Origin of the sequence: Mesorhizobium sp. BE184 (assembly GCF_031457045.1) — a bacterium.
GTDB lineage: Bacteria > Pseudomonadota > Alphaproteobacteria > Rhizobiales > Rhizobiaceae > Mesorhizobium.
On record NZ_JAVDVU010000002.1, the window covers coordinates 1,096,241 to 1,119,419 of the forward strand.

The 23,179-nt window shown below is 62.1% G+C and carries 20 protein-coding genes; 12 read left to right on the forward strand and 8 right to left on the reverse strand.

Translation table 11 applies throughout. The features are described from left to right. The first annotated feature begins 56 nt into the window (after positions 1–56). From J2X35_RS13425 to J2X35_RS13440, 4 genes are read left to right on the forward strand one after another with little or no spacing between them, the layout of a single operon-like run. On the forward strand, positions 57–1,466 hold the full coding sequence (locus tag J2X35_RS13425; RefSeq protein ID WP_310186031.1) for a phage tail protein: 1,410 nt from the start codon (positions 57–59) through the stop codon (positions 1,464–1,466). 5 nt (positions 1,467–1,471) lie between these two features. Then, entirely contained in the window at positions 1,472–3,091 is a 1,620-nt protein-coding gene (locus J2X35_RS13430; RefSeq protein WP_056112811.1) for a heme biosynthesis protein HemY, read from the forward strand. 45 nt (positions 3,092–3,136) lie between these two features. Continuing rightward, on the forward strand, positions 3,137–3,607 hold the full coding sequence (locus tag J2X35_RS13435) for a TerB family tellurite resistance protein (protein ID WP_056112808.1): 471 nt from the start codon (positions 3,137–3,139) through the stop codon (positions 3,605–3,607). Positions 3,608–3,626: 19 nt separating this feature from the next. After that, positions 3,627–4,346 carry a glutamine amidotransferase gene (locus tag J2X35_RS13440; RefSeq protein ID WP_310186034.1) on the forward strand — a complete coding sequence of 240 codons (720 nt, stop codon included), beginning with the start codon at positions 3,627–3,629 and terminating at the stop codon, positions 4,344–4,346. 11 nt (positions 4,347–4,357) lie between these two features. Here J2X35_RS13440 and J2X35_RS13445 read toward each other — a convergent pair whose 3' ends face one another. Beyond that, the gene (locus J2X35_RS13445; protein ID WP_310186036.1) at positions 4,358–5,599 is read right to left on the reverse strand and encodes an MFS transporter; all 1,242 of its coding nucleotides are present in this window, start codon (positions 5,597–5,599) and stop codon (positions 4,358–4,360) included. Between the two features lie 438 nt (positions 5,600–6,037). Here J2X35_RS13445 and J2X35_RS13450 point away from each other — a divergent pair, with 438 nt between their 5' ends. Then, complete coding sequence (locus J2X35_RS13450) at positions 6,038–6,205, forward strand: hypothetical protein (RefSeq protein WP_156459849.1); 168 nt, start codon at positions 6,038–6,040, stop codon at positions 6,203–6,205. Between the two features lie 63 nt (positions 6,206–6,268). Here the strand turns inward: J2X35_RS13450 and J2X35_RS13455 are convergent, their stop codons facing one another. After that, entirely contained in the window at positions 6,269–6,565 is a 297-nt protein-coding gene (locus J2X35_RS13455; RefSeq protein ID WP_310186038.1) for a hypothetical protein, read from the reverse strand. Here J2X35_RS13455 and J2X35_RS13460 point away from each other — a divergent pair. From J2X35_RS13460 to J2X35_RS13470, 3 genes are read left to right on the forward strand one after another with little or no spacing between them, the layout of a single operon-like run. Then, the gene (locus tag J2X35_RS13460) at positions 6,527–7,258 is read left to right on the forward strand and encodes a hypothetical protein (protein ID WP_310186040.1); all 732 of its coding nucleotides are present in this window, start codon (positions 6,527–6,529) and stop codon (positions 7,256–7,258) included. The genes J2X35_RS13455 and J2X35_RS13460 overlap by 39 nt on opposite strands. Before the next feature lie 27 nt (positions 7,259–7,285). After that, on the forward strand, positions 7,286–8,005 hold the full coding sequence (locus J2X35_RS13465; RefSeq protein WP_310186042.1) for a DUF6065 family protein: 720 nt from the start codon (positions 7,286–7,288) through the stop codon (positions 8,003–8,005). A 48-nt stretch (positions 8,006–8,053) separates the two neighbouring features. After that, positions 8,054–9,277, forward strand: coding sequence for an MFS transporter (locus J2X35_RS13470; RefSeq protein WP_310186044.1), 1,224 nt, complete (start codon positions 8,054–8,056; stop codon positions 9,275–9,277). 27 nt (positions 9,278–9,304) lie between these two features. Here the strand turns inward: J2X35_RS13470 and J2X35_RS13475 are convergent, their stop codons facing one another. Together J2X35_RS13475 and J2X35_RS13480 are read right to left on the reverse strand one after the other, a co-directional pair. Then, positions 9,305–10,711 (reverse strand): amidase, encoded by a 1,407-nt coding sequence (locus J2X35_RS13475; RefSeq protein WP_310186046.1) that lies wholly within the window; start codon positions 10,709–10,711, stop codon positions 9,305–9,307. A gap of 87 nt (positions 10,712–10,798) precedes the next feature. After that, complete coding sequence (locus tag J2X35_RS13480) at positions 10,799–11,773, reverse strand: LysR family transcriptional regulator (protein ID WP_310186047.1); 975 nt, start codon at positions 11,771–11,773, stop codon at positions 10,799–10,801. 275 nt (positions 11,774–12,048) lie between these two features. Between J2X35_RS13480 and chvE the strand changes: the two genes are divergently transcribed. From chvE to araD1, 4 genes are all read left to right on the forward strand, one after another. Further along, the gene (gene chvE / locus J2X35_RS13485; protein ID WP_056112789.1) at positions 12,049–13,119 is read left to right on the forward strand and encodes a multiple monosaccharide ABC transporter substrate-binding protein; all 1,071 of its coding nucleotides are present in this window, start codon (positions 12,049–12,051) and stop codon (positions 13,117–13,119) included. Positions 13,120–13,314: 195 nt separating this feature from the next. Further along, positions 13,315–14,847, forward strand: a complete 1,533-nt coding sequence (gene mmsA, locus J2X35_RS13490) for a multiple monosaccharide ABC transporter ATP-binding protein (RefSeq protein ID WP_056112785.1) — start codon at positions 13,315–13,317, stop codon at positions 14,845–14,847. Then, positions 14,844–16,133, forward strand: coding sequence for a multiple monosaccharide ABC transporter permease (gene mmsB, locus J2X35_RS13495; protein ID WP_056112783.1), 1,290 nt, complete (start codon positions 14,844–14,846; stop codon positions 16,131–16,133). The genes mmsA and mmsB overlap by 4 nt, the downstream gene beginning before the upstream one ends. Positions 16,134–16,309: 176 nt before the next feature. Further along, positions 16,310–17,302, forward strand: coding sequence for an AraD1 family protein (araD1, locus tag J2X35_RS13500; protein ID WP_310186050.1), 993 nt, complete (start codon positions 16,310–16,312; stop codon positions 17,300–17,302). Positions 17,303–17,376: 74 nt separating this feature from the next. Here araD1 and J2X35_RS13505 read toward each other — a convergent pair whose 3' ends face one another. The 4 genes from J2X35_RS13505 to J2X35_RS13520 all read right to left on the reverse strand — a co-directional run bounded on the left by J2X35_RS13505 (position 17,377) and on the right by J2X35_RS13520 (position 23,156). Then, the gene (locus J2X35_RS13505) at positions 17,377–17,637 is read right to left on the reverse strand and encodes a DUF2312 domain-containing protein (RefSeq protein WP_056116153.1); all 261 of its coding nucleotides are present in this window, start codon (positions 17,635–17,637) and stop codon (positions 17,377–17,379) included. 122 nt (positions 17,638–17,759) lie between these two features. Beyond that, positions 17,760–21,218, reverse strand: coding sequence for a pyruvate carboxylase (pyc, locus tag J2X35_RS13510; protein WP_310186052.1), 3,459 nt, complete (start codon positions 21,216–21,218; stop codon positions 17,760–17,762). A 334-nt stretch (positions 21,219–21,552) separates the two neighbouring features. Continuing rightward, positions 21,553–22,671, reverse strand: a complete 1,119-nt coding sequence (locus J2X35_RS13515; RefSeq protein WP_056112772.1) for a branched-chain amino acid ABC transporter substrate-binding protein — start codon at positions 22,669–22,671, stop codon at positions 21,553–21,555. A gap of 137 nt (positions 22,672–22,808) precedes the next feature. Then, positions 22,809–23,156, reverse strand: coding sequence for a DUF6867 family protein (locus J2X35_RS13520; RefSeq protein WP_310186053.1), 348 nt, complete (start codon positions 23,154–23,156; stop codon positions 22,809–22,811). Positions 23,157–23,179 lie beyond the last annotated feature (23 nt).

Sequence of the window (23,179 nt, forward strand, 5' to 3'; positions counted from 1 at the left end):
CCCAAGGAGACTCAGCGCCGTTCGGCGGTCAACGAAACGAATTGCGGAGCCGAAGCATGGTCAAGACACCGAAGGTGCGGCACTCGAAGAGCCATCGGGAGCCAGTGACGATCGATCTCGATCCCGGACAGGTTTCGCGGGTCCAGGACGATCCCGCGCCGGAGGTCCAGCCCAATCCCGAGGCAGAAGCGGAACAGGCAGCGAATGCCTCGCGGCCAGCCGACAAGGCTCCGGAACAGCCCGGCGTGACCGGGTTCGAACCCTGGGACGGCGTCGATGAGGCACCCGGCAGCGAAAGCGGCCAAAACGTCGACTATGGGCTCAAGGAAGAGCCCGAGTCCGGCAAAGGCGAAAAGCCGGCAGACGAAGATCGGCTGGCGGAAGATGAGCGGAGTCAGGACCATCCGGCAGGAGACTCCATGACCAACGTCGAACCGAAGCGTAGCGGCATGGGTAGAATTGGAGCCGGGTTGATCGGCGCCGTGATTGCACTGGCGGGCGCGGGTGCGCTGCAGTTTGCCGGCGTTCTGGGAGCGCCGGGCAATGGCGTGTCGCTCGAGGGTGTCAACGGCGAGATATCATCGCTGAAGAGCCAGGTGGCCGATTTGCGCGCGGCGTCCGCCAACGACGATGGCACGGCACAGGTGAGCAGCCTTGCCTCTGCGCTCGATCAGGTGAAGGCCGATCTGGCGACTTTGAAAACGAAAGTTGGCCAAGGCGGCGGCGAAACCGGCCTTTCTGCACTTGGTGGCAAGGTCGCAGAGGTCGAAGCGGCGGTGGCGGCACTTCGGCAGCAGGGCAATGCGGCTCCGGTTGATCTCGGCCCGGTCAACGAGAAGATCGCTGCACTCGACGCGCTGGTGAAGTCGGCCGGCGAAGCGGCGACCACCCAGGAGGGACGGCTCGCGGCGCTTGAACAATCCGTCTCGCAGCTTTCGTCCAAGGTCGATGCGCAGGCGTCGCAGCCGAAGGTCGCACTCGCCATAGCCGCATCGGCGCTGAAGGCGGCGCTCGATCGGGGCGCTCCCTTCGCCGCAGAGCTGGATACGTTCGCGGCGATCCTGCCGAATGCGCCGGAGATCGCCCCGTTGCGCGCTTTTGCGGAAAAGGGCGTGCCGACGCGCGCCGAAATCGCCACGCAAGCCGACGCCGCCGCGACCGCGATGGTCGCCGCCGATGTGCCGGTCAGCGAGGACGCCGGGGTTTTCGCCCGGCTGATGACAAGCGCCGAGTCGCTGGTCAAGGTGCGTCCGGTCGGCGCGGTTGCAGGAGAGGGCGTACCGGAAACCGTCGCGCGTATGGAGGTTGCGGTCGCGCAGGGCGACTATGCCAAGGCACTGGCCGAATATGACACGCTGCCGGAAGCCGCCAAGACAGCTGGCGCGGAATTCGCCGCCAAGCTCAAAGCGCGGATCGAAGTCGAAAAGCAGATCGACGCTCTGGTTTCCAGCGCGATGAAGGCGTGACCTAGATGATCCGTATCCTCATCTTCCTTCTCGTCGTCTTCGCGCTCGGCCTCGGCTTTGCCTGGCTGGCCGACCGGCCGGGCGACATGGTCGTCACCTTCAACGGCTACCAGTATCAGGTCAGCCTGATGGTGGCGGCGGTGGCGGTGGTCGCCATCGTCGCGGCGGTGATGATCGCCTGGTGGCTGGTGAAATCGATCTGGAATAGTCCTTACGCCATCGCGCGGCACTTTCGCGTGCGGCAGCGCGATCGCGGCTACCAGGCTCTGTCGACCGGGATGATCGCGGCGGGAGCCGGCGACGGCGCGCTGGCGCGCAAGAAGAACAAGGAAGCCGCCAAGCTTATCCGCTCCGACCAGGAACCGCTGATCCAGCTACTCGACGCGCAGGCTTCCCTGCTGGAGGGTGACCACGAGGGCGCACGCGCCAAGTTCGAGGCGATGCTGGACGATCCGGAAATGCGCCTGCTGGGGCTGCGCGGGTTGTATCTCGAAGCTGAAAGGCTAGGCGACCGCAACGCCGCGCGGCACTATGCCGGGCGCGCCGCCGCTTCGGCGCCGCAGCTTGCCTGGGCAGCGGAATCGACCATCGAAGATCTCGTCCAGCGTGGCGACTGGGATGGTGCGCTGAAGCTGATCGACGCCCAGAAATCGACCAGGCAGATCGACCGCGATGCCGCCAACCGTCGCCGCGCCGTGCTGTTGACCGCCAAGGCCGAGGCGCTGCTCGATAGCGATCCGGCTGCCGCGAAGACAGCAGCGGTGGAAGCCAACCGGCTGCAGCCGAATTTCGCACCAGCGGCGGTCGTTGCAGCCAAGGCGCTGTTCCGGGGCAACGATGTTCGCAAGGGTTCGAAAATCCTGGAAACGGCGTGGCGGGCCGAACCGCACCCCGATATCGCCGACCTCTATACCCATGCGCGTCCGGGCGATGCGGTCCTCGACCGGCTTGGCCGGGCAAGGAAACTGCAGGAGATGAAGAAGAACAATCCGCAGTCGTCGCTGGCTGTGGCGCGAGCGGCGCTCGATGCGCAGGATTTCGCCACCGCCCGGCACGAAGCCGAGGCGGCGCTGCGGATGCAGCAGAGCGAGGGCGGCTATCTTCTGCTGGCCGACATCGAGGAGGCCGAAACCGGCAACCAGGGCAAGGTCCGGCAGTATCTCGGACGTGCGGTGCGGGCGCCAGGCGATCCGGCCTGGATCGCCGATGGCGTCGTCTCCGAACGCTGGGCGCCGATCTCGCCGGTCACAGGCAGGCTCGATGCCTTCGAATGGCGTTCGCCGCCGGAACGGCTGGGCCGGCTGATCGAAGGACAGGACGACGAGGCTGGAGTGCCGCCGCCCGTGCTTGTGGCGCCACCCGAACCGGTACGGACAGCGCCTGCCGCGGCGTCTTCGCCGATACAGGCCGCCGGGATCGCGGATGGCGACAATAAGGTGGCCACGGAGAAGGCTGCAAATGTCGATTCAGGCAGGATCGAGCCCTTCGCCGATGCCGTGATACTCGATGCCGAGCCGCCGATCCCGGAGAAGGACGACGAGACGGTGCGTTTGCCCGACGATCCCGGTGTCGAGCCTCTTGAGCAAGAGGAAGAAAAGTCGTCGCGCCGCTTCCGTTTGTTTTGATTTTTGTGATGCTTCCACGGTAATCTCCAGGTCATGGGCGGTGGTATGTTCGAACGCGTATTGTCTTTCCTGAAGGATTTGCCGGGCGGTGGCGATCGTCGTGATACCGGCGATGAATTGCAGGTCGCGGCGGCAGCGCTGCTTTACCACGTCATGAATGCCGACGGTGTTCGTCAGGATGCCGAATGGGAGCGCTTCAAGCATGTGCTGTCGCAGGCTTATGGCGTGACCGGCAATGCGCTCGAGGCGCTGGCGGCGGCTGGGGAAAAGGCCGATAATGAAGCCATCGATCTCTATGCCTTCACCAGCGTGCTCAAGCGACACCTCGACATGGACGCGCGCCGGGTCTTCATCGGCCTGATGTGGGAAGTGGTCTATGCCGATGGCGACTTGCACGAGCTCGAAGACAATATTGTGTGGCGCGTCGCCGAACTGATCGGCGTCGAGCGTGCCGACCGCATCGAGGCGCGACGCCGCGCTTCGGCGCATGTTCCGGGTGCTCCTAAAGACGAATAATCGCAGGGTCAGCCTTTCGATGCCAGCAAGACCACGGCCCAAAATCCTGATCGTCCTGCATCAGGAAAGTTCAAGCCCGGGCCGTGTCGGCCACATGCTGATCGAAGGCGGTTTCGACCTTGACGTCCGCCGTCCGCCGCTGGGCGATGCGCTGCCCGAAACGCTGGACGGTCACGCCGGCGCGGTGGTGTTCGGCGGGCCGATGAGCGCCAATGACGGTGAGGAATTCGTCAAACGCGAAACGGACTGGCTGGCGGTGCCGCTGAAGGAGAACCGGCCGCTGCTCGGGATCTGCCTGGGTGCCCAGATGCTGTGCAACCATCTGGGCGGCAAGGTCGAGGGTCATGGCGAGGGACTGGTGGAGATCGGCTGGTATCCGATCCGGGCGACGGAGGCCGGCCGCGATCTGATGCACTGGCCGGAAATGGTCTACCAGTTCCACCGCGAGGGGTTTTCGCTGCCGAAGGACGCGACTCTGCTGGCGACGGCCGACACCTATCCGAACCAGGCGTTTCGCTACGGCAAGAACGCATGGGGCGTGCAGTTCCATGCGGAGCTGACACGCATCATGATGCACCGTTGGGTGGTGCGGGCCGAACAACGCTTCGAGCTGCCGGGGGCGCAACCCGGCCGGGACCATCTCGGCGGCCGGCTGATCTGGGACATGCATCTCAGGCGCTGGCTTGGCGAATTCCTCGAAACGATTTTTGGCAAGCCGGCGGTTGGCGGTCGGCCATAGGAATCGATTGCCTACAGCCTGCCATTGAGATGACGCACCTTGCGCAGTTGCGGGAACAGCATGCCCCAAAGGCCGGCGACGATCACCGCGCCGATGCCGCCGGCAACGACGGCGGGCACGGCGCCGACCAGCGCCGCCATGGTGCCGGCGCGAAATTCGCCCAGCTCGTTCGAGGCGCCGACAAACACCTGGTTGACGGCGTTGACCCGGCCACGGACCTGGTCGGGCGTCCACAGCTGGATCAGGGTCTCGCGCACATAGACGCTGATCATGTCGGTTGCGCCGAGCATGGCGAGCGCCATAATCGAGACCCAGGTGATGGTGGAAAGGCCGAACACCACGGTGAAAACGCCGAACAGACCGACAAAGATGAGCATGACCGCACCGGCGTGATCGCGGATCGGGTGCCCGGCGAGCCAGACGGCGACGCATATGGCGCCGACGCCAGGTGCTGAACGCAGCAGTCCGAGGCCCCAGGGGCCGAGATCAAGTATATCGCGCGCGTAGATGGGCAGCAGCGCCGAAGCGCCCGAAAGCAGGACGGCGAACAGATCCAGCGATATCGCGCCAAGAACGATCCTCTCGCCCCAGATGTAGCGGAAGCCGGCAAACAACGTCGTTAGCGTCGGCTTGTCGGTCTCACTGTGCTGCATGGGTTTCGGGATGGAAAAGATCATCGCGGCGGCGGCAATCATCAGCGCGGCTGCAGTGCCGTAAGCGGCTTCGGCGGAGACGCCGTAAAGCAGACCGCCCGCCACCGGCCCGACAATCGTCGCCATCTGCCAGGCCGAGGAGTTCCAGGCGACGGCATTGCTGAAATCCTCGGCCGGCACGAGATTGGCGACGAGGGAGGCGGATGCCGGGCTGAAGAACGCGCGCGCCGTGCCGAACACCGCCAGAACGAGAAAAATCGGCAGCGGCGTGACCAGATCGCCATGCAATGCCAGAGCCAGCAGGGCAAGCGTGCACAGCACTTCGAGCAGCACGGCCAGTCCCATCACCATGCGGCGGCCGAATCGGTCGGACACCACGCCGGTGACGACGACGAGAAGAAGCGCCGGCACGAACTGCACGATCCCGACCAGCCCGAGATCGAAAGGATCGCCAGTCAGATCGTACATCTGCCAGCCGACGGCGACCGAAACGATCTGTGCAGCGAAGGTGGTGAGGAAGCGCGCTGACCAATAGCGCACGAACGGCGCGTGGCTGAAGGCGGCAGAGCGATTGTCGGAAGATGTGAGGTCAGGCGTCATATGCATAGCCCCGGTGCTTGTTCAGCCGGCGGGGCAACTTCCACGGGGGCGCTGGTCCAGCAGGAAAGCCATAGCCGGATTCGGCAGGGCGTGGCTAGAGAAAGGCCTTTTGGCACAATGTTTTGGTTGCATCACAGGGCCAAAGCCGACAGGCAAGAATGATCAAATACGATAGATTTAGTAGGTTATAATTTCTGCGCCAGCAGTTAAACGGAGTACATCTCCGCTTAATAAACTGCTTTATTTCGGAACGAATCGGTAGTTTGGTGGTTGAAAGTTGGTCGACGAGGCGGCTCGGTCCCGTTGTAAGAAATTGTGATCGAAGAGAAGTATCGGATTTGGAAAACGACTTCAAAAACCGCAATTCGTCTCGAATTTGAGATTGACTCCAATTTCGTCGGCTGATAACTTTTTCGTGTTTCTCAAAGGAGTAAAACCATGAAGAAACTTGCTAAGGTACTTGTCGCCGATACCCGTGGTGCTGTCCTGGGTTCGAAGTTCATCCCCGGCAACGGCTCGGTTCGTCGCAACGTTCTCGTTGCCGATACCCGTGGCGCTGTCCAGGGTTCGAAGTTCATCCCGGGTCTCGGTTCGGTTCGGCGTTAATTAGGTGTTCCGGGGGCAGCTTGCTGTCCCCGGGCATTTTCGGGAGTCGATATGGTCAGTGTGTCAGAAGATGAGCAACGTCTTCTTCGCCACTGTCTGATTGCAACCGCCGATATCCAGAACAATCGGCCGCTCGACCCCAAAGTGGGTCTGTTTTTTCGAGAGCGTGTCGCAGAGCTGCAGAAATTCAAGCTCGAATCGCTCGCTTTCATGGCGCTTGAAGAATTTCAGGAATTTCAGCTCCTTTACGATCGCATCCAGGATGAGCAGCTTCGATTTGCCGGTCCTGTCTTGCGTGAATTTGCCGATAGCGGACCAGCCTTGCTGACGCAGGGCCTGGGCAAGCGGCATCTCTTTCACGGTCATTGCTTCGGACGGCGCGCCGATCTCGATATCGTTCTGCCGCGCGGCACCGTCGCAACGTTCCGGGAAATCTGCGAAAGGCACGGCTTTGCCGAGCAGACCGTCACCATGGATATTGAATTCGCACCTGTCACCGAACAGGCCAAGAAGGAGGCGCTGCGGCGTACCTCATTCGAGAAGGTCTATGCGCTGGCGCGCAATGTGAAGTTCGATGTCGACGCCGATACACAGGAAGTGCTTCCCGATCATTTCTATCCCCTGGTCAAGAAGGGTGGGGACGTTCTTCTCATCATCAACATCGAGCCGACGCTCAGTTACTCGCCGGTTGTCGATTTCGAGGCGATCAATCCGCACACGGTTCCGAGCCCGGAAGGAAACATACCCGACCAGCCGGCGGGGATGATGATTTCGGCCCTGCGTTTCCTGCGCGTCATTCGGGTTGGCCAGCGTGGATTCAAGCCGAAGATGCTGTGCGAAATCGCGGCCATGCTGGCGTATGAGAAGACCGACTGGGAGAAGATCGATCACCTGTCACGTGTGTTCGATCTGCCGGCCGGCGCCGTGCTGATCCGTTATGTGAATGCGCTGATCGACCCGAATGCCGAGATGCCGCAAGATCTCTCATCGCTGCCGCCCGGCGTAGTTGATATATTCGGCACGGCGGCTCTAGAGTCCCAAAATCTGAACTGAACACAACGCAAAGCAGGAAACGTTCAAATGACGGTCCGTTTCATCAAGGTGTATGACCCCGCACCCGACATCGAGTCGGCTTCTGCGGATGCCAAAGATCACGCTCCGCTGCGCGGCCGGAAATTCTGTGCGCCGCTCAATGTTGCGTCCTCGATCGGTTGGTACGTCTATCCACCGCTTAATTTCCATCTGAACTGGGACGGCCGAAACTTCTTCATCATGTTCGATGATTCGGAAGACTGGATGCTTGTCGACCAGATTACCTTCCCGAACTATGCCGAGAAATTCGAAGCCATCGCCGAAGCGCGGGGCATCCATGGTGTTCCGCCTTTTCTCGACGTATTCCCGGAGCTGGGCGTGATCCAGGTCTGGACCGGCTATATGCTGGTGACCGACCCTCAGGATTCCATATGGGTGCGCGCACCGATCAACATGCCGGGCTCGCTGGAGTATGACGTGTTCGACGGAGTAATCGACACAGACTGGTGGCGCGGGCCGATCATCGTCAATCTTCGGTTCCACAAGACGGACGCGCCCGTATCGTTCAAACGGCATCGGCCGATTGGGCAGGTCTTTTCGCTGCCGCGTGCTTTCTTCGACCAAAGCCGTAACCAGCCTTTCGAACAGCACAACGGTCTGGAAGCTCTGACGGACGAAGACTGGAATTTGTGGCGGGTAGGCGTTGATCGCTTGCTGAGTTCAAAAGTGGGTTCGTATATACATGAGGCAAAGAAGCACCGCGGGTAAGCGGCTTCGCCCGAACCCGGCGGAGAATTTGGTACAGGCCGATCGAATATGACGCAGGCGAGGACGCCGCAGGGCGGCGAATCCAGTTCGTTGTGGCGTAACGGCAGCTTCGTACGACTTTACCTGGCCAGCATCTTGATAAGCCTGGCGTTTCAGATGACCAGCCTCGGCCTGCCGCTGGTCATCTATCAACTGACGAATTCCGCGCTGGATATGGCGGCCATCAGGTCGTTGCAGTTCATTCCCACCATCGTTCTCGCTTTCCTGATCGGGGCGCTCATCGACCGGTTGCCGAAACGGCTACCGATGCTGGCGGCCGTGGCGGTGCAGGCGCTGGCGCTAGCGCTGCTTTACGTTCTGCTGGCGCGCATGGGCGGCATGAACTGGTTGAGCTATGCGGTCGTCATGGTTTTCTTCGCCAGCAATTACTGGTTCATCAACGCACAGAACGTGGTGATCAAGACCAGTCTGCCGCAATCGCTTTTGACCAGCGCCAATGCCAGCATCGGCGCGGCGGCGCGAACATTCGAAATGCTCAGCGCGCTGATGACCGGCTTCCTGATCTATTTCGCCAGCTTCGAGGCGGCGATCCTGGTGCCGGCGGCGCTGGTGCTGGCGGCGTTGGTTGCGTTGCTGGCGCTGCATCCTGTCGAGCCGCCGCCGCGTATGCGCGAGCCTCTTTCGCAATCGCTCAAGCAGGGCTGGCAGGCTTTCTGGCATAACAAAGGCCTGGTGCACCTGTCCATCGTGGCGGCGCTGGCCAATGCCACGGAAGGCGTTTTTGCACTCACCGCGTTGTTCTGGGCGCGCGATGGGCTGCATTTGAATGAAGCGGAGGTGGGCGCGCTGGTCGCCTGCGCCAGCGCTGGCGGATTCGCCGGGAGCGTGGTGACGCCGGCGCTGCGGCGACGGTTCGGCATGGGCGGCCTGCTGTCGGGTTCGCTGGTCGCGATGGGGGTGGCCCAGGCGGTGGGCTTCCTCTACGGCGTGACGCCAATGTTCGTGGCCATGGTCGTCAGCCAGTTCGCTTCGTCTGTCCTGTCCGTATGCGTATGGACATTGCGGCAGGAGCTGACGCCGGCCGACATGGTGGGGCGTGTGACCGGCATTACCGGCGCGGCGTTCAAGGTCGCGATGCCGGTTGCGCTGGGTCTTGGCGGCTTGGCCTCCGGGATGTTCGGCGCGCCGCTGGTGCTTTTGCTGTGCGGCGTGCTTTCCGTCGTTGTCGGCATTTATGCGATCTTCAACCGCCATCTCAGCAACTCGGTGTGATCAGGCTCTTCACCGTTCATGCGCCGCTCAGTCGAAGCCCGGCGGCGGCTCGAACAATGTGCCGCGCTTCGTCTCCAGCGCCCTGCCGATCCGCAGCGCCGTCGCATCCTCGAATCGGCGCACCATGATCTGCAGCGCAGCCGGCAGGCCATCGACCAGGCCGACCGGAACGCTGAGCGCGGCCATGTCCAGCATGTTGACGAAGCGGGTAAAAGTGCCGAGCGGCATCTGCGCTTCATCGACTTCGGTCAGTGGCGGAGCCACGATCGGCGAGGTGGGTGTGAGGAACGCGTCGGCACCGGCGAGGTAGGCGTCGAATTCCACCTGCGCGGCACGTCGGTCCGCCATCAGCTGCAGATAGCTATCGGCAAGGCCGCGGCCCTTCAGTACACGGTCGCGGATGACCTGATGCACGACGCTGGCGTCGTCTTCCACATGGTGGCCGAGATGGTGCCATGCCTCGGCCGCCATGATGTCTCCGGCGATGGCCTTATAGCCTTCGGGCGGCCGCGGCATTTCCTTTTCCTCGATTTCCGCACCGAGGCTGCGCAGCTCGGATACGGCCGCATGAAAACAGTCGAGCACCGCCGGCTGGACGCTTTCCAGGTCTCGCGGCGAAGGCGTGCGCAGATGCATGCCGGCGACGCCGTTCTCCAGCATTGCGAGCGGATTCATGGCCGGGGCGCCGAACGTGCCCGGATCACCGGCATCACGTCCGGCAAGAATGGCGAGGAGCAGGGCGGCATCCTCGACCGAGCGGGCGAGCGGACCGATGGTGTCGAGCGACGCCGCCAGCGGCAACAGGCCGCCGCGGCCGACGAGGCCGTGCGAGGTCTTGAGCCCGACGACGCCGCACATCGCCGCCGGGTTGCGCACGGAGCCTCCGGTGTCGGTGCCAAGGGCGGCAGGCACCAGCCCGGCGGCGACGGCGACGCCCGAGCCGCTGGAAGATCCGCCCGGCGCGCGCGGCACTGCGAGGTCGCGCGGGTTCAAGGGCGTGCCTGTTATGGGATTGGTGCCCCAGCCGCCGAAGGCGAACTCAACGGTATGGACCTTGCCGAGCGGGATCATGCCTGCCGCGACCAGTCTTTTTACCGCGGAGGCGGTCGTCGCCGCCGGCGTATCCGGCAAGGCAAGCGAACCGGCGCGAGTGGGATAGCCCTCGACATGGAAGAGGTCCTTGACCGCGAAGGGGATGCCATCCAGCGGTCCGAGGGAGCTGCCGTTGGCGCGCCTCCTGTCGGACTCCCCGGCCGATTGCATGGCGGTTTCGCCGAACACGCTTATGAAGGCGTGCAGGGTCGCGTCATGGGCGGCGATGCGGTCCAGCGCGCCGCGAATGATGACGCTTGATGTCGCGGTTCCTCGCTCTAGCGCCCGGCCCTGTTCGGCGGCGGAGGAAAAAGGCGAAAGCACATGTCTCGGGTCGTCCATGGCAGTCCTCGCATTCCGCCAAGCAAAGCATGAACGCAGCCGCGCGGAAAGCCGGCTCGCTCTCCGGGTGGTCGTGGCACGGTTTCGTCAGGCGACCTGGCCGAGAATGAAATCGTACAGCATCTTGGCGGCAGGCGAGAGGGTGCGGTTCTTTACCGTGATCAGGCTATAGGGTCGTACCTCGATCTCGAAGCCGATGGGGATGACGTCGATTGCGCCGCCGAGGCCTTCGGGATTCTGGATGAAGCGGGCAACCTGCACCGACACGGGTGCGATGGCGTCGGACTGCGCCACCATCACCAGCGTCAACAGCAGCGAGCTGGTGTTGAGGAACCGCTCGGGCAACGGGATGTTGCGGGTGAGGAAGTTGGCTTCCAGCGCCTGACGCAGCGGCGATGCGCCGGATTGCAGAACCCAGTCGAAACCGACCGTGTCCTCCAACTGGACCGGCGTGGCGCCCTGAAGCAGGGGATGGCCGCGCCGGACCATCAGGCAGGCCTTCTCGACGCCGATGACGCGATTGACGAAAAGCCGGGGGTTCAGGTCGTCGGGGATGCGGGCGATGATGAAGTCGTGCCGCGACGCGACGAGTTCGCGCGCCAGCACGCTGCTGGTCTCCACCTGGACCGAAATCTCGACATGGGGGTGCAGGCGCCTGATCTCGCGGATCGCCGGCACCGCCAGTTCCACCGCCGGGGCTGTAACGGCTCCGAGAAAAACGGACCCGCCCTTGCCGGTTTTCAGTTCCGCGATCTCACGGTCGGCTTCGTGCATTTCCAGGAGGATGCTGCGGGCGCGCCGGGCGAGCGTCCTGCCATAGGCGGTGAGCGTTATGCCGCGCGGCAGCCTCTCGCAGAGCTTGGCGTCAACGATGGCTTCCATTTCCGAAATCATCCGCGAGGCGGCCGGTTGCGAGATGTTCATGACCTGCGCCGCAGCGCTGATGCGAGCGTGTTCTTCCAGTGCCACGATCATGCGCATATGCCTGATACTCAGGCCGCTGCGCTGGAGCATTACACCTTCGGTCGAGAACCGCTCATGCCTGATCGCAGATGTCGACATTGCCAGCCTCATGCTTGTCGGGTGCCGTTTTCCATACCATAATCGATATATCAAACATCCAAAATCGCATTTGACAGTTATGTCAAAGAGAAAGAGGTTTGATGTGCGCTGCCGCCGGGCCGCGAATGAGGCTGCCTGGCCTCAATGGCGATCAATTCGGCAGGCAATTGGGAGGATACCGGAGACTGAACGGCACGCCGCCGCGCTTTGGCGCTTCTGACCGATTGTGCGACTCCGCGCTGCGGAATCGTGTCCAACAACAAGGGAGAGAGCACGTGAAAATCATCAAGACACTAGGCGCCGCCTTGGCGGTAAGCCTCGCCGCCATGACCTATTCGGCGCATGCCGCCGACAAGGGCCTGGTCGGCGTTCTGATGCCCACCAAGACCTCGCAGCGCTGGATCAATGACGGCGACGCCGTCAAGTCCCAGCTCGAGGCTCTGGGCTACTCGGTCGATCTGCAATATGCGCAGGACGATATTCCGAACCAGCTCAGCCAGCTGGAAAACGAAATCACCAAGGGTCCGAAAGCGCTGATTATCGCTTCGATCGATGGCACTACATTGTCTGACGCGCTGCAGAAGGCGGCTGACGCCGGCACTGTCGTCATCGCCTATGATCGCCTGATCAAGAAGACGGCAAACGTCGACTATTACACCACCTTCGACAATTTTGGCGTCGGCGTGATCCAGGCCACTTCGCTTGTGAAAGGGCTCAAGGAACGCTTCCCGAACACCAAGCCGTGGAACGTCGAACTGTTCGGTGGCTCTCCCGACGACAACAACGCCTTCTTCTTCTACGACGGCGCCATGTCGGTGCTGCAGCCACTGATCGATGACGGTTCCATCAAGGTGAAGTCCGGCCAGATGGGCATGGACAAGGTCGGCACGTTGCGCTGGCTGGCGGCCACCGCCCAGGCGCGCATGGATAATTTGCTGTCGGCCAACTATGCGGACGGCAGCCGCGTCGATGGCGTGCTGTCGCCGTATGACGGCCTGTCGCGCGGCATCACCGCATCGCTGCGCGCCGTGGGTTACGGAACGGACGCCCAGCCCTGGCCGATCGTCACCGGTCAGGACGCCGAAACCGCCTCGGTCAAGCTGATCATCTCGGGCGAACAGTATTCGACCGTGTTCAAGGATACGCGCGAACTCGCCAAGGCCACTGTCGAGCTCGTCGACAAGGTGCTGTCGGGCGGCAAGCCCGAAGGCCTCGACGAGAAGACCTACAACAACGACGTCAAGGTCGTTCCGTCGATCCTGCTGACGCCTCATGAAGTCGACAAGTCGAACTATCAGGCGCTGGTGGTCGACTCCGGCTACATCAAGGCCGACGAGCTGAAGTAGCCGCAAGCGGCAATTTCGGGCTCCGCCTTTCCAGGCGGAGCCCCTTTGCTCACGATCAACGGTTTTATTTCCCGACTGGCATGGATCATTGTACGCTCACCGGAGCATGCAGTGACGATCAGGTAACTTGATTGGGCATCGGAGCTTCCGAAACCCGGATTCTTCAATCCGATGCTCGCAGGAGCGGCATTCCAAATGGCTTCGACAATTCTGGAAATGCGCAACATCACCAAGACGTTTCCTGGCGTGAAAGCGCTGTCGAACGTCAACCTCAGTGTCGAAGAGGGCGAAATCCACGCGATTGTCGGGGAAAACGGCGCCGGCAAATCGACGCTGATGAAAGTGCTGTCGGGCGTGTATCCGGCCGGTTCCTACGATGGAAAAATCATCTATCGGGGGCAGGAATGCCAGTTCAAGGGCATCCGTGACAGCGAGCATCTCGGCATCGTCATCATCCATCAGGAACTGGCGCTCGTGCCGATGCTTTCGATTGCCGAAAACATCTTTCTCGGCAACGAGCATGCCAGGTACGGCATCATCGACTGGAACGCCAACGAGAAGCGGACCAGGGCTCTCTTGAAAAAGGTGGGTCTCAACGAGGACCCCAAGACACTGATCACCAATATCGGCGTTGGCAAGCAACAGCTGGTCGAGATCGCCAAGGCGCTCAGCAAGGAAGTGAGGCTCCTGATCCTCGACGAGCCGACAGCGAGCCTGTCCGAAAAGGATAGCCAGGCTCTGCTCAATCTTCTGCTGGAGTTCAAGCGGGAAGGCATCACGTCGATCCTCATCTCGCACAAGCTCAACGAGATACACCGGGTCGCCGATCACGTAACGATCATCCGCGACGGGCAGACCATCGAAACGCTTGGCAAGAAGGACATCAGCGAGGACCGCATCATCACCTCCATGGTCGGCCGTTCGCTCGACGACCGATATCCGCCACGCGAGCCCAGCATCGGCGAAACGGTGTTCGAGGTGAAGGACTGGTCGGTCTATCACCCGCTGCATGCCGAGCGGCAAGTGATCAAGGGCATAGATATCCACGTCCGCAAAGGCGAGGTGGTCGGCATTGCCGGCCTGATGGGCGCGGGGCGCACCGAATTCGCGATGAGCCTCTTCGGCCGCTCCTACGGGCGCCGGATCACGGGCGAAGTGTTCCTCGACGGCAAGCCGATCGATATATCCTCGGTGAGCAGGGCGGTCGAGCAAGGCGTCGCCTACGTTACCGAAGACCGCAAGATGTACGGCCTCAACCTGATCGATCATATCAAGCACAACGTCACGCTGGCCAATCTCGACGGCGTGTCGCGGCACAACGTGATCGACGATTTGCGGGAACTCGATGTCGCCAACGATTATCGCAAAAAGACCAACATCCGCGCTTCAAGCGTCTATCAGCTGACGGGCAATCTTTCGGGCGGCAACCAGCAGAAGGTCGTGCTGTCGAAGTGGCTGTTCGCCAACCCAAAGGTTCTGATCCTCGACGAGCCGACACGCGGTATCGATGTCGGCGCCAAGTATGAAATCTACACAATCATTGCGCGTCTGGCCGCCGAAGGCAGGGCGGTCATCGTCATCTCATCCGAGATGCCGGAATTGCTCGGCATAACCGACCGCATCTACGTCATGAATGAAGGGCGCATGGTCGGCGAAATGGCGTCGACCGAAGCCAGTCAGGAAAAAATCATGCGCGCTATCGTCCGGGGAGAAGGAAAAGCATCATGAGCACCGAAAGCGTTCCGACGCCGACGGGCGTCGCCGAAGACGTCCAGCAGAAACCGCGCATGGCCGTTTCGGCGCTCGTCACCAACCTGCGCGAATACGGGCTGGTTCTGGCGCTGATCGCGATCATGCTGTTTTTCCAGTACACGACGTCCGGAACGCTGTTCAAACCGGTCAACCTGTCCAACCTCGTCCAGCAGAACAGCTTCATCATCGTCATGGCGCTGGGCATGCTGCTGGTGATCGTATCGGGTCATATCGACCTCAGCGTCGGCTCCGTGGCCGGGTTCATAGGCGCACTGGCGGCGATGATGATGGTGATCTGGCCGCTGGGGATATTCAGCAATCCCCTGGTTGTGTCGATCGTCTGCTTGATCATCGGCGGCCTCATCGGCGCAGCTCAGGGCTACTGGATCGCGTACCATCGAATACCGAGCTTCATCGTCACCCTGGCGGGCATGCTGATATTCCGCGGCCTGTGCCAGGCGCTGCTGGGCGGTGGCTCTTCTGTGGGGCCGCTCCCCCCCGGGTTCAAGGCGCTCAGCTCCGGCTTCATTCCCGAACTCATCGGGACATGGACGCTGGTGCCGCCAACGGTGAACGCAGCCGGAAAGACCATCTTTGGAAGCGGCCTTTCGCTACAGATGACGACAGTCATTATCGGCATCATCTGCGTTCTGGCCTCGGCCTTTTTCGGCATCCGATCGCGCCGCACGCGCGAGCGTCACGGCTACGAAGCCGAGCCCTTCAGCCTGTTCCTGATCAAGACCGTGATCATGAGCGCCCTCGTCCTGTTCCTTGTTTATCAATTCGCAACATACAGGGGCCTGCCGGTCGTGCTCGTGGTCATGGGCCTGCTGATCGGGCTGTTCGTTTTCGTGACCAAGCGAATGACGATCGGCCGGCGCATCTACGCCATGGGCGGCAACGCCAAGGCGGCGCAGCTTTCGGGCATCAAGACCGAGCGGCTGACCCTGCTTGTGTTCGTCAATATGGGCGTGCTGTCGGCGCTTGGCGGCCTGATCATCGCCGCCCGTCTCGGTCAGGCGGTGCCGGCGGCCGGACTGGGCAGCGAGCTTGACGTCATCGCCGCCGTGTTCATCGGCGGCGCTTCGGCGATGGGCGGCGTCGGCCAGGTCGTTGGCGCGGTGGTCGGTGGCTTCATCATGGGCGTCATGAACAACGGCATGTCGATCATGGGGGTCAATGTCGATTACCAGCAGGTGGTCAAGGGCCTGGTGTTGCTCGGCGCAGTGATCTTCGACGTCTACAACAAGAACAAGGCCTGAACCGGGAGAGACTGTCCGGAGACTACTCCGGCGGGATCACGGGCCTGCCGGCACGCAGCGAACCGGAGACAGCTGCGAGCACAAGACAGATTGGAGTTTCGATCGTGGCGCGGTTTCGCGCCGCGCCGGCATACCGTTTGCCGATCGGCAGGCCGGACGCACGAGAAGGAAGGGCGATGCTGGTATCGCAGGTGTTGGACGATTCGCAGACGATCCGGGTGGTCGCCAGGAATGGCGGCAAGCCGCGCATCGTCAACGGCGCCCGCAGCGTCTATTCGCTGGCGCTGGAAGCGGCGCGTACCGGCACCGGGCTCAAGGCGCTTATCGAGCGCAAAGGGTTCGGTGAAGGGGTTGATCTCGAGTCGGCCTATCGAAAAGGCCTGCTGATGCTGCCGATCAATCATGCCGACCCTGCCCACCTCCATCTCACGGGCACCGGGCTGACGCATCTGGGGTCGGCATCGGCGCGCGATTCGATGCACCGCAAGCTTGCCGCCGAGGGCGATGAGCAGGCGAGCGATTCGATGAGGATGTTCCGCATGGGACTTGAGGGCGGCAAGCCTGCAGGCGGGAAAATCGGCGTCCAGCCAGAATGGTTCTACAAGGGCAACGGCACGATGGCGGTGGCGCCGGGCGGCACGCTGGTGTCGCCGGCCTTTGCCGGAGATGCGGGGGAGGAGCCTGAAATCGCCGGCATCTACGTCATTGGCGACGACGGCCAGCCGTTCCGCGTCGGCTTCACGCTGTCAAACGAGTTCTCGGACCACGTGACCGAGCGCGTCAACTATCTCTATCTGGCGCATTCCAAGCTGCGCAATGCCGCCTTCGGTCCTGAAATCCTGCTCGGCGACCTGCCCGAGGATATTGAAGGCATGTCGCGCATCCTGCGCGATGGAGCGACGCTGTGGGAAAAGCCCTTCCTGTCCGGCGAGGCAAACATGTCGCACAGCATCACCAATCTCGAATACCATCATTTCAAATATGCGGCCTTTCGCCAGCCGGGCGATGTGCACGTCCACATGTTCGGCACGGCGACGCTGTCGTTTGCCGACGGCGTCGCGGCGCGAGATGGCGATGTATTCGAGATTGAGGCGCCGGCATTCGGTCTGCCGCTGCGAAACGGGTTGAGGATGGAGCAGCCGGTCGCTGTGGCGGTACGCGCGCTTTAAGTCCTTGTTGTATGCATGGCGTTTTCCCAAAACCGCTGCGCACTTTTGGGGCGACATGCATTGGCGCGCTGCGCTCACTCCATGCCGAGAGCGGCCTTGTAGAGATCGAGGATCGATTCCTCCTCCTGCCGCTCCGCCTGATCCTTCTTGCGTAGGCGGACGATGGTGCGAATGGCCTTGGTGTCGAAACCGGTGCCCTTGGCCTCGGCGAACACCTCCTTGATGTCGTCGGAAATGGTCTTCTTCTCCTCTTCGAGGCGCTCGATGCGCTCGATGAGGGCACGCAACTGGCCGGCGGCCACGGTCTGGCTGGTTTCGGTGATGTCGTCGGCCATGATTGTCTCCGCATGTTCCCGCGCCGACTCGCAATTCATGCCGGCGCTTTTTCAGCGGGTTCGATGCCCGACCCCGGCGTCGGGGTCAAGCGCTATCGCCGGCTCTCCCGCCAGTGGTCCGTTCAGCCGAAAACGATCAGCAGATCCTTGGCGTCGATCTGATCACCGGCGCGGACCAGAACTTCCGATATGGCGCCGTCGCGCTCGGCGTGAAGGGCGGTTTCCATCTTCATGGCTTCAATGGAAAGCAGCACGTCGCCGGCCTTCACCGTCTGGCCGGCAGACACCGTCACGGCCGAGACGACGCCGGGCATCGGCGCGCCGAGATGGGCGTCGTTGCCGGCCTCCGCCTTTTGCCGTGCCTTGGCGGCGGATGCCCCATGCACGCGGTCCGGCACCTTGATGCGGCGCGGCTGGCCGTTCAGTTCGAAGAACACGGTGACCATGCCCTTCTCGTCGACCTCGCCAATGGCGAAGCATCGCACAACCAGCGTCTTGCCTTTCTCGATGTCGACGAAAATCTCGTCGTGCGGCTTCATACCGTAGAAGTAGGTGGGGGTCGGCAGCACGCTGACGGGGCCGTAATTTTCCTGCGCGGCGGCGAAATCGGAAAACACCTTCGGATACATCAGCCAGGACGCGAACTCGTATTCGGTGATCGGACGGCCGATCTTTTCCTCGGCGTCCTTGCGGTTGGCTTTCAAATCGGCCGGCTTGAGCAGCGACCCCGGCCGCACGGTGATCGGCTTGTCGCCCTTCAGCGCCTTTTTCTGCAGCGCTTGCGGCCAGCCCCCTGGCGACTGGCCGAGATCGCCGCGCAGCATGGAGACGACTGAATCAGGGAAGGCGATGTCCTTGGCCGGATTCTCGACATCGGCGACGGTCAAATCCTGGCTGACCATCATCAGGGCCATATCGCCGACGACCTTGGAGGATGGCGTCACCTTGACGATGTCGCCGAACATCAGGTTGACGTCATGGTAGGCCTGCGCCACCTCGTGCCAGCGCGTCTCCAGACCGAGCGACCGGGCCTGTTCCTTGAGGTTGGTGAACTGTCCACCGGGCATTTCGTGCAGATAGACTTCGGAAGCCGGACCCTTCAGATCGCTCTCGAAGGCGGCGTACTGGTTACGCACCGCCTCCCAGTAGAACGAGATTTTCCGGATCCATTCGGTGTCGAGGCCGGGGTCGCGGTCCGTGCCTTTCAGCGCCTCGGCGATGGAGCCGAGGCAGGGCTGCGAGGTGTTGCCGGAGAACGAATCCATCGCCGCGTCGATTGCGTCGACCCCGGTTTCGACGGCGGCCAGAACGGTCGCGGCAGAGAGGCCCGACGTGTCGTGCGTGTGGAAATGGATCGGCAGGTCGGTCGCTTCGCGCAAGGCCTTGAACAGCACCCGCGCAGCGCTGGGCTTCAGCAGGCCTGACATGTCCTTGACGGCGAGGATATGCGCGCCGGCCTTCTCCAGTTCCCGGGCCAGTCCAACATAGTATTTGAGATCGTATTTGGCGCGTTGCGGGTCGAGAATGTCGCCTGTGTAGCACATGGCTGCTTCGATAAGCTTGCCCTCAGTGCCAACGGCATCCATGGCGACACGCATGTTCTCGACCCAGTTCAGGCAGTCGAAGACGCGAAACAGGTCGATGCCGGCGCTGGCGGCCTGCCTGACGAAATGCTGCACGACATTGTCGGGATAATTGGTGTAGCCGACGCCGTTGGCGCCGCGCAGCAGCATCTGCAGCAAAAGATTCGGAGCAGCTTCCCGCACCTTGCTCAGCCGCTCCCACGGGTCCTCGGTGAGGAAACGCATGGCGACGTCGAAGGTCGCGCCGCCCCAGCATTCCAGCGACAGGAGCTGCGGCAAGGCGCGGGCGTAGGTGCCTGCGATGGCTGCGATGTCATGGGTGCGCATGCGCGTCGCCAGCAGTGACTGATGACCGTCGCGCATCGTCGTATCGGTGACCAGGACCTGACCTTGCTGGCGCATCCATTGCGCGAATTTTTCGGGACCGAGCGTATCCAGCCTTTGCCTTGTTCCATCCGGTGCCTTGCCATTGAGGTAAGGAACGATGGGCGCGGCTGCCTCCGGGTTGGGGGCAGGGCGGCCGCGCGTTTCCGGATGGCCGTTGACCGAAACGTCGGCGAGATAGTTCAACAGCTTGGTGGCGCGGTCCTGCCGCTTCACCTGGCTGAACAGTTCCGGGGTCGTGTCGATGAACTTCGTCGTATAGGAATTGTCGGCGAAGCTCGGGTGGTTGATGATCGCTTCGAGGAAGGTGAGGTTGGTGGCGACGCCGCGGATGCGGAATTCGCGCAGCGCCCGCGTCATCCGTGCGATCGCCTCGGCCGGCGTCGGCGCCCAGGCGGTAACCTTTTCCAGCAGAGGGTCGTAGTAGCGGGTGATGACGGCGCCGGAATAGGCGGTGCCGCCATCGAGGCGGATGCCGAAGCCGGTGGCGCCGCGATAGGCAGTGATGCGGCCGTAATCCGGAATGAAGTTCTGCTCGGGGTCCTCGGTGGTGATGCGGCACTGTAGGGCGTGGCCGTTCAGCCGGATGTCCTTCTGCGCCGGAACGCCGGACTCGGGCGTGCCGATGGCGAAGCCGTCGAGGATGTGGATTTGCGCCTTCACGATGTCGATGCCGGTCACCTGCTCGGTGACGGTGTGCTCGACCTGGATGCGCGGATTGACCTCGATGAAGTAGAACTTGCCGGTGTCGGCATCCTGCAGGAACTCGACCGTACCGGCGCCGATATAGGCGGTGTCCCTGGCAAGCTTCAGCGCATAGCCGCAGAGTTCGTCGCGCAGTTCCTGCGACAAATAAGGGGCCGGCGCACGCTCGACGACCTTCTGGTTGCGGCGCTGGATCGAACAGTCGCGCTCGAACAGATGCACGGCGTTGCCAAGCGTGTCGCCCAGCACCTGTACCTCGACGTGCCGGGCGCGCTCGATGAGCTTTTCGAGATAGACCTCATCCTTGCCGAAGGCGGCCTTGGCTTCGCGCTTGCCTTCCATGACCTCGCGGTCAAGATCGGCTTCGGTGCGAATGGCGCGCATGCCGCGTCCGCCGCCGCCCCAGGAGGCCTTCAGCATCAGCGGGTAGCCGATCTCCGCCGCCAGTTTCTTGACCGCCCCCATATCGTCCGGAAGCGGCTCCGTGGCCGGTATGACCGGGACCCCGACCTCGATCGCCAGATTACGGGCGGCGACCTTGTTGCCCAGCCGGCGCATCGTTTCGGGCTTCGGTCCGATGAAAATGATGCCGGCTTCGGCACAGGCCTCGGCAAATTCGGGACTTTCGGACAGAAGGCCGTAGCCGGGGTGGATGGCGTCGGCGCCGGAAAGCCGGGCGACCCGAATGATCTCGGCGATCGACAGGTAGCTTTCGATCGGTCCCATCTCCCTGGCGAGATGCGGGCCGCGGCCGACCTGATAGCTTTCGTCGGCCTTGAAGCGATGCAGCGAATATTTGTCTTCCTCAGCCCAGATCGCAACCGTTTTCAGGCCAAGCTCGCTTGCCGCGCGGAAGACGCGGATGGCGATCTCGGACCGGTTGGCGACAAGGATCTTGCTGATAGCCAAGGGTGTGCTCCAGGCAGCGTGGGTAGAGAAAGCGGCTCATGAATAACGGGAAATTGCTGCAGTGCAACCAAAATCGCAAGGCAATTGAATCGATTGAAATCGCCGATTCACGTTGATTTTGGTGAAATCCACCCGAAGCGTCTCACTATTGGGAAAGGGACCGGCTCATTCTCAATGTTGATACGGAAAAGCTCAAAAACGGGGAGGGGAATGCCAAAAAAACATAACCGCGATGCAAGAGCTCTCGCGCTTGTCGGTGGGCCGAGGCTCGATACAAAAAATGCCCGACGCAAGCGCCGGGCATTTCCGAAATCAGAAAAGGAAAGGCTTGAGCTTATCTTTCGAAATAGCTGATCTTGCCGTCGTCGCCCTTCTTCCACTCGTAGACGACGTAGGCGGCTGCGGTAATGTCGCCCTTTTCGTCGAAGCCGAGGTCACCAAGCACGGTCTTCCAGGGACCGCCCGACTTGATCGTCTCGGCGACCTTCTGCGCGTCGTCTGCCGAACCGGTCTTCGCAATCGCCTGGGCGATGACCTGGACCGTTGCATAGGAGTAGAGCGTGTAGGCTTCCGGCTCGAAGCCGCCGGCACGGAACTTTTCGACGACCTCCTTTGCGGCCGGGTTCTTGCGCGGATCCGGCGCGAAGGTATTCAGCGTGCCGATGACGGCGTCGCCGGCGATCGAGGCCAGCTCGTCGGAGACGATGCCGTCGCCCGAGAACAGCGGAGCCTTGAGGCCCTGGTCGGCCGTCTGCCGGATGATCAGGCCGGCTTCGGTGTGAAGGCCGCCCCAGTAGATCAGCGTGACGCCGGCTTCCTTCATCTTGGCGATGAGGGCCGAGAAGTCCTTGTCGCCGACATTCACGCCTTCGTACATGGCTTCCGTCACGCCAGCGGCGTTGAGCGCCTTCTTCGTTTCGTCGGCTAGGCCCTGGCCGTAAGGCGTCTTGTCATGGATGACGGCGACCTTGGCGTCCTTGAAGTTGGCGGCGATGTAGTCCCCGGCAACCTTGCCCTGCTGGTCGTCACGGCCGCAGGTGCGGAAGGTGTTCCACATTTTGCGGTCGGTGAAGGTCGGGTTGGTCGAAGCCGGCGAGATTTGCAGCATGCCGTTCTCGAGATAGACGTCCGAGGCGGGGATCGATGCGCCGGAGTTGAAATGGCCGTCGACAAATTTGACGCCATCGGCCGCGAGCTTGTTTGCCACCGAAACAGCCTGCTTCGGGTCGGCGGCGTCGTCGCCCACTTCGAGCTTCAGCTTTTCGCCATTGATGCCACCGGCGGCGTTGATGTCGGCAACCGCCTGTTCGGCGCCCTTCTGCAACTGCGCGCCGAAAGCGGCGTTCGCACCGGTGATCGGGCCGGCGACGCCAATCAATATATCAGCCCACGCGTTGCCGCTGAACGCGACAAGCGCGGTCAGTGCCACGGCGGACAAGAGTGACTTTTTCATAGATACGCTCCCATTCACGGAGTGGGCGTGGATGAAACTTCCATGCGATGCCCACCCTTATCGCAGAAAGCTTAGTTTGCCCATTTTCAAAGGCTTGTCACGCCGATTCAAACGCGAGCCGGCGTTAATGATGAACGTCAACCTTTCGATTTCCAGCTCAGCGGAGAAGCCCTTTCGTAAAGCCAGCTGTACTGCGTCACCATCTGGTTGGTGCGCGTGTACTGGTAGCCGATGAAGCCCAGAAGCATGACTACAAGCGTGTCGACGACATAGTACTGAAGCGAGAACATGGTGCCGTCGAACAGGGCGTGGTGGATGAAGCGCACGGCGATGCCGAGGCCGAGCAAATACAGGAAAAGCATGAGGTAGGTGCGCCAGGTCTGCGCGCTCGCCCGGCCGGTCATCCATGCGGCCCAGCCGCCGAGAAGGCAGGTGACGAAGAAGAATTGCCAGATCGAGCTTTCCTCGTAGAGAATGCCTTGCATAATTTTTCCTCAGATCAGGTCGC

Excerpts from the sequence above, each read along its gene's own strand:
- J2X35_RS13430 (WP_056112811.1), top strand. The coding sequence starts at position 1,472 with ATGATCCGTATCCTCATCTTCCTTCTCGTCGTCTTCGCGCTCGGCCTC.
- mmsA (WP_056112785.1), top strand. The coding sequence starts at position 13,315 with ATGGCTTCGACAATTCTGGAAATGCGCAACATCACCAAGACGTTTCCT.
- J2X35_RS13470 (WP_310186044.1), top strand. The coding sequence starts at position 8,054 with ATGACGCAGGCGAGGACGCCGCAGGGCGGCGAATCCAGTTCGTTGTGG.
- J2X35_RS13520 (WP_310186053.1), bottom strand. The coding sequence starts at position 23,156 with ATGCAAGGCATTCTCTACGAGGAAAGCTCGATCTGGCAATTCTTCTTC.
- mmsB (WP_056112783.1), top strand. The coding sequence starts at position 14,844 with ATGAGCACCGAAAGCGTTCCGACGCCGACGGGCGTCGCCGAAGACGTC.
- J2X35_RS13445 (WP_310186036.1), bottom strand. The coding sequence starts at position 5,599 with ATGACGCCTGACCTCACATCTTCCGACAATCGCTCTGCCGCCTTCAGC.
- J2X35_RS13465 (WP_310186042.1), top strand. The coding sequence starts at position 7,286 with ATGACGGTCCGTTTCATCAAGGTGTATGACCCCGCACCCGACATCGAG.
- J2X35_RS13440 (WP_310186034.1), top strand. The coding sequence starts at position 3,627 with ATGCCAGCAAGACCACGGCCCAAAATCCTGATCGTCCTGCATCAGGAA.
- J2X35_RS13475 (WP_310186046.1), bottom strand. The coding sequence starts at position 10,711 with ATGGACGACCCGAGACATGTGCTTTCGCCTTTTTCCTCCGCCGCCGAA.
- J2X35_RS13435 (WP_056112808.1), top strand. The coding sequence starts at position 3,137 with ATGTTCGAACGCGTATTGTCTTTCCTGAAGGATTTGCCGGGCGGTGGC.
- araD1 (WP_310186050.1), top strand. The coding sequence starts at position 16,310 with ATGCTGGTATCGCAGGTGTTGGACGATTCGCAGACGATCCGGGTGGTC.
- J2X35_RS13515 (WP_056112772.1), bottom strand. The coding sequence starts at position 22,671 with ATGAAAAAGTCACTCTTGTCCGCCGTGGCACTGACCGCGCTTGTCGCG.
- J2X35_RS13480 (WP_310186047.1), bottom strand. The coding sequence starts at position 11,773 with ATGTCGACATCTGCGATCAGGCATGAGCGGTTCTCGACCGAAGGTGTA.
- J2X35_RS13450 (WP_156459849.1), top strand. The coding sequence starts at position 6,038 with ATGAAGAAACTTGCTAAGGTACTTGTCGCCGATACCCGTGGTGCTGTC.
- J2X35_RS13505 (WP_056116153.1), bottom strand. The coding sequence starts at position 17,637 with ATGGCCGACGACATCACCGAAACCAGCCAGACCGTGGCCGCCGGCCAG.
- J2X35_RS13425 (WP_310186031.1), top strand. The coding sequence starts at position 57 with ATGGTCAAGACACCGAAGGTGCGGCACTCGAAGAGCCATCGGGAGCCA.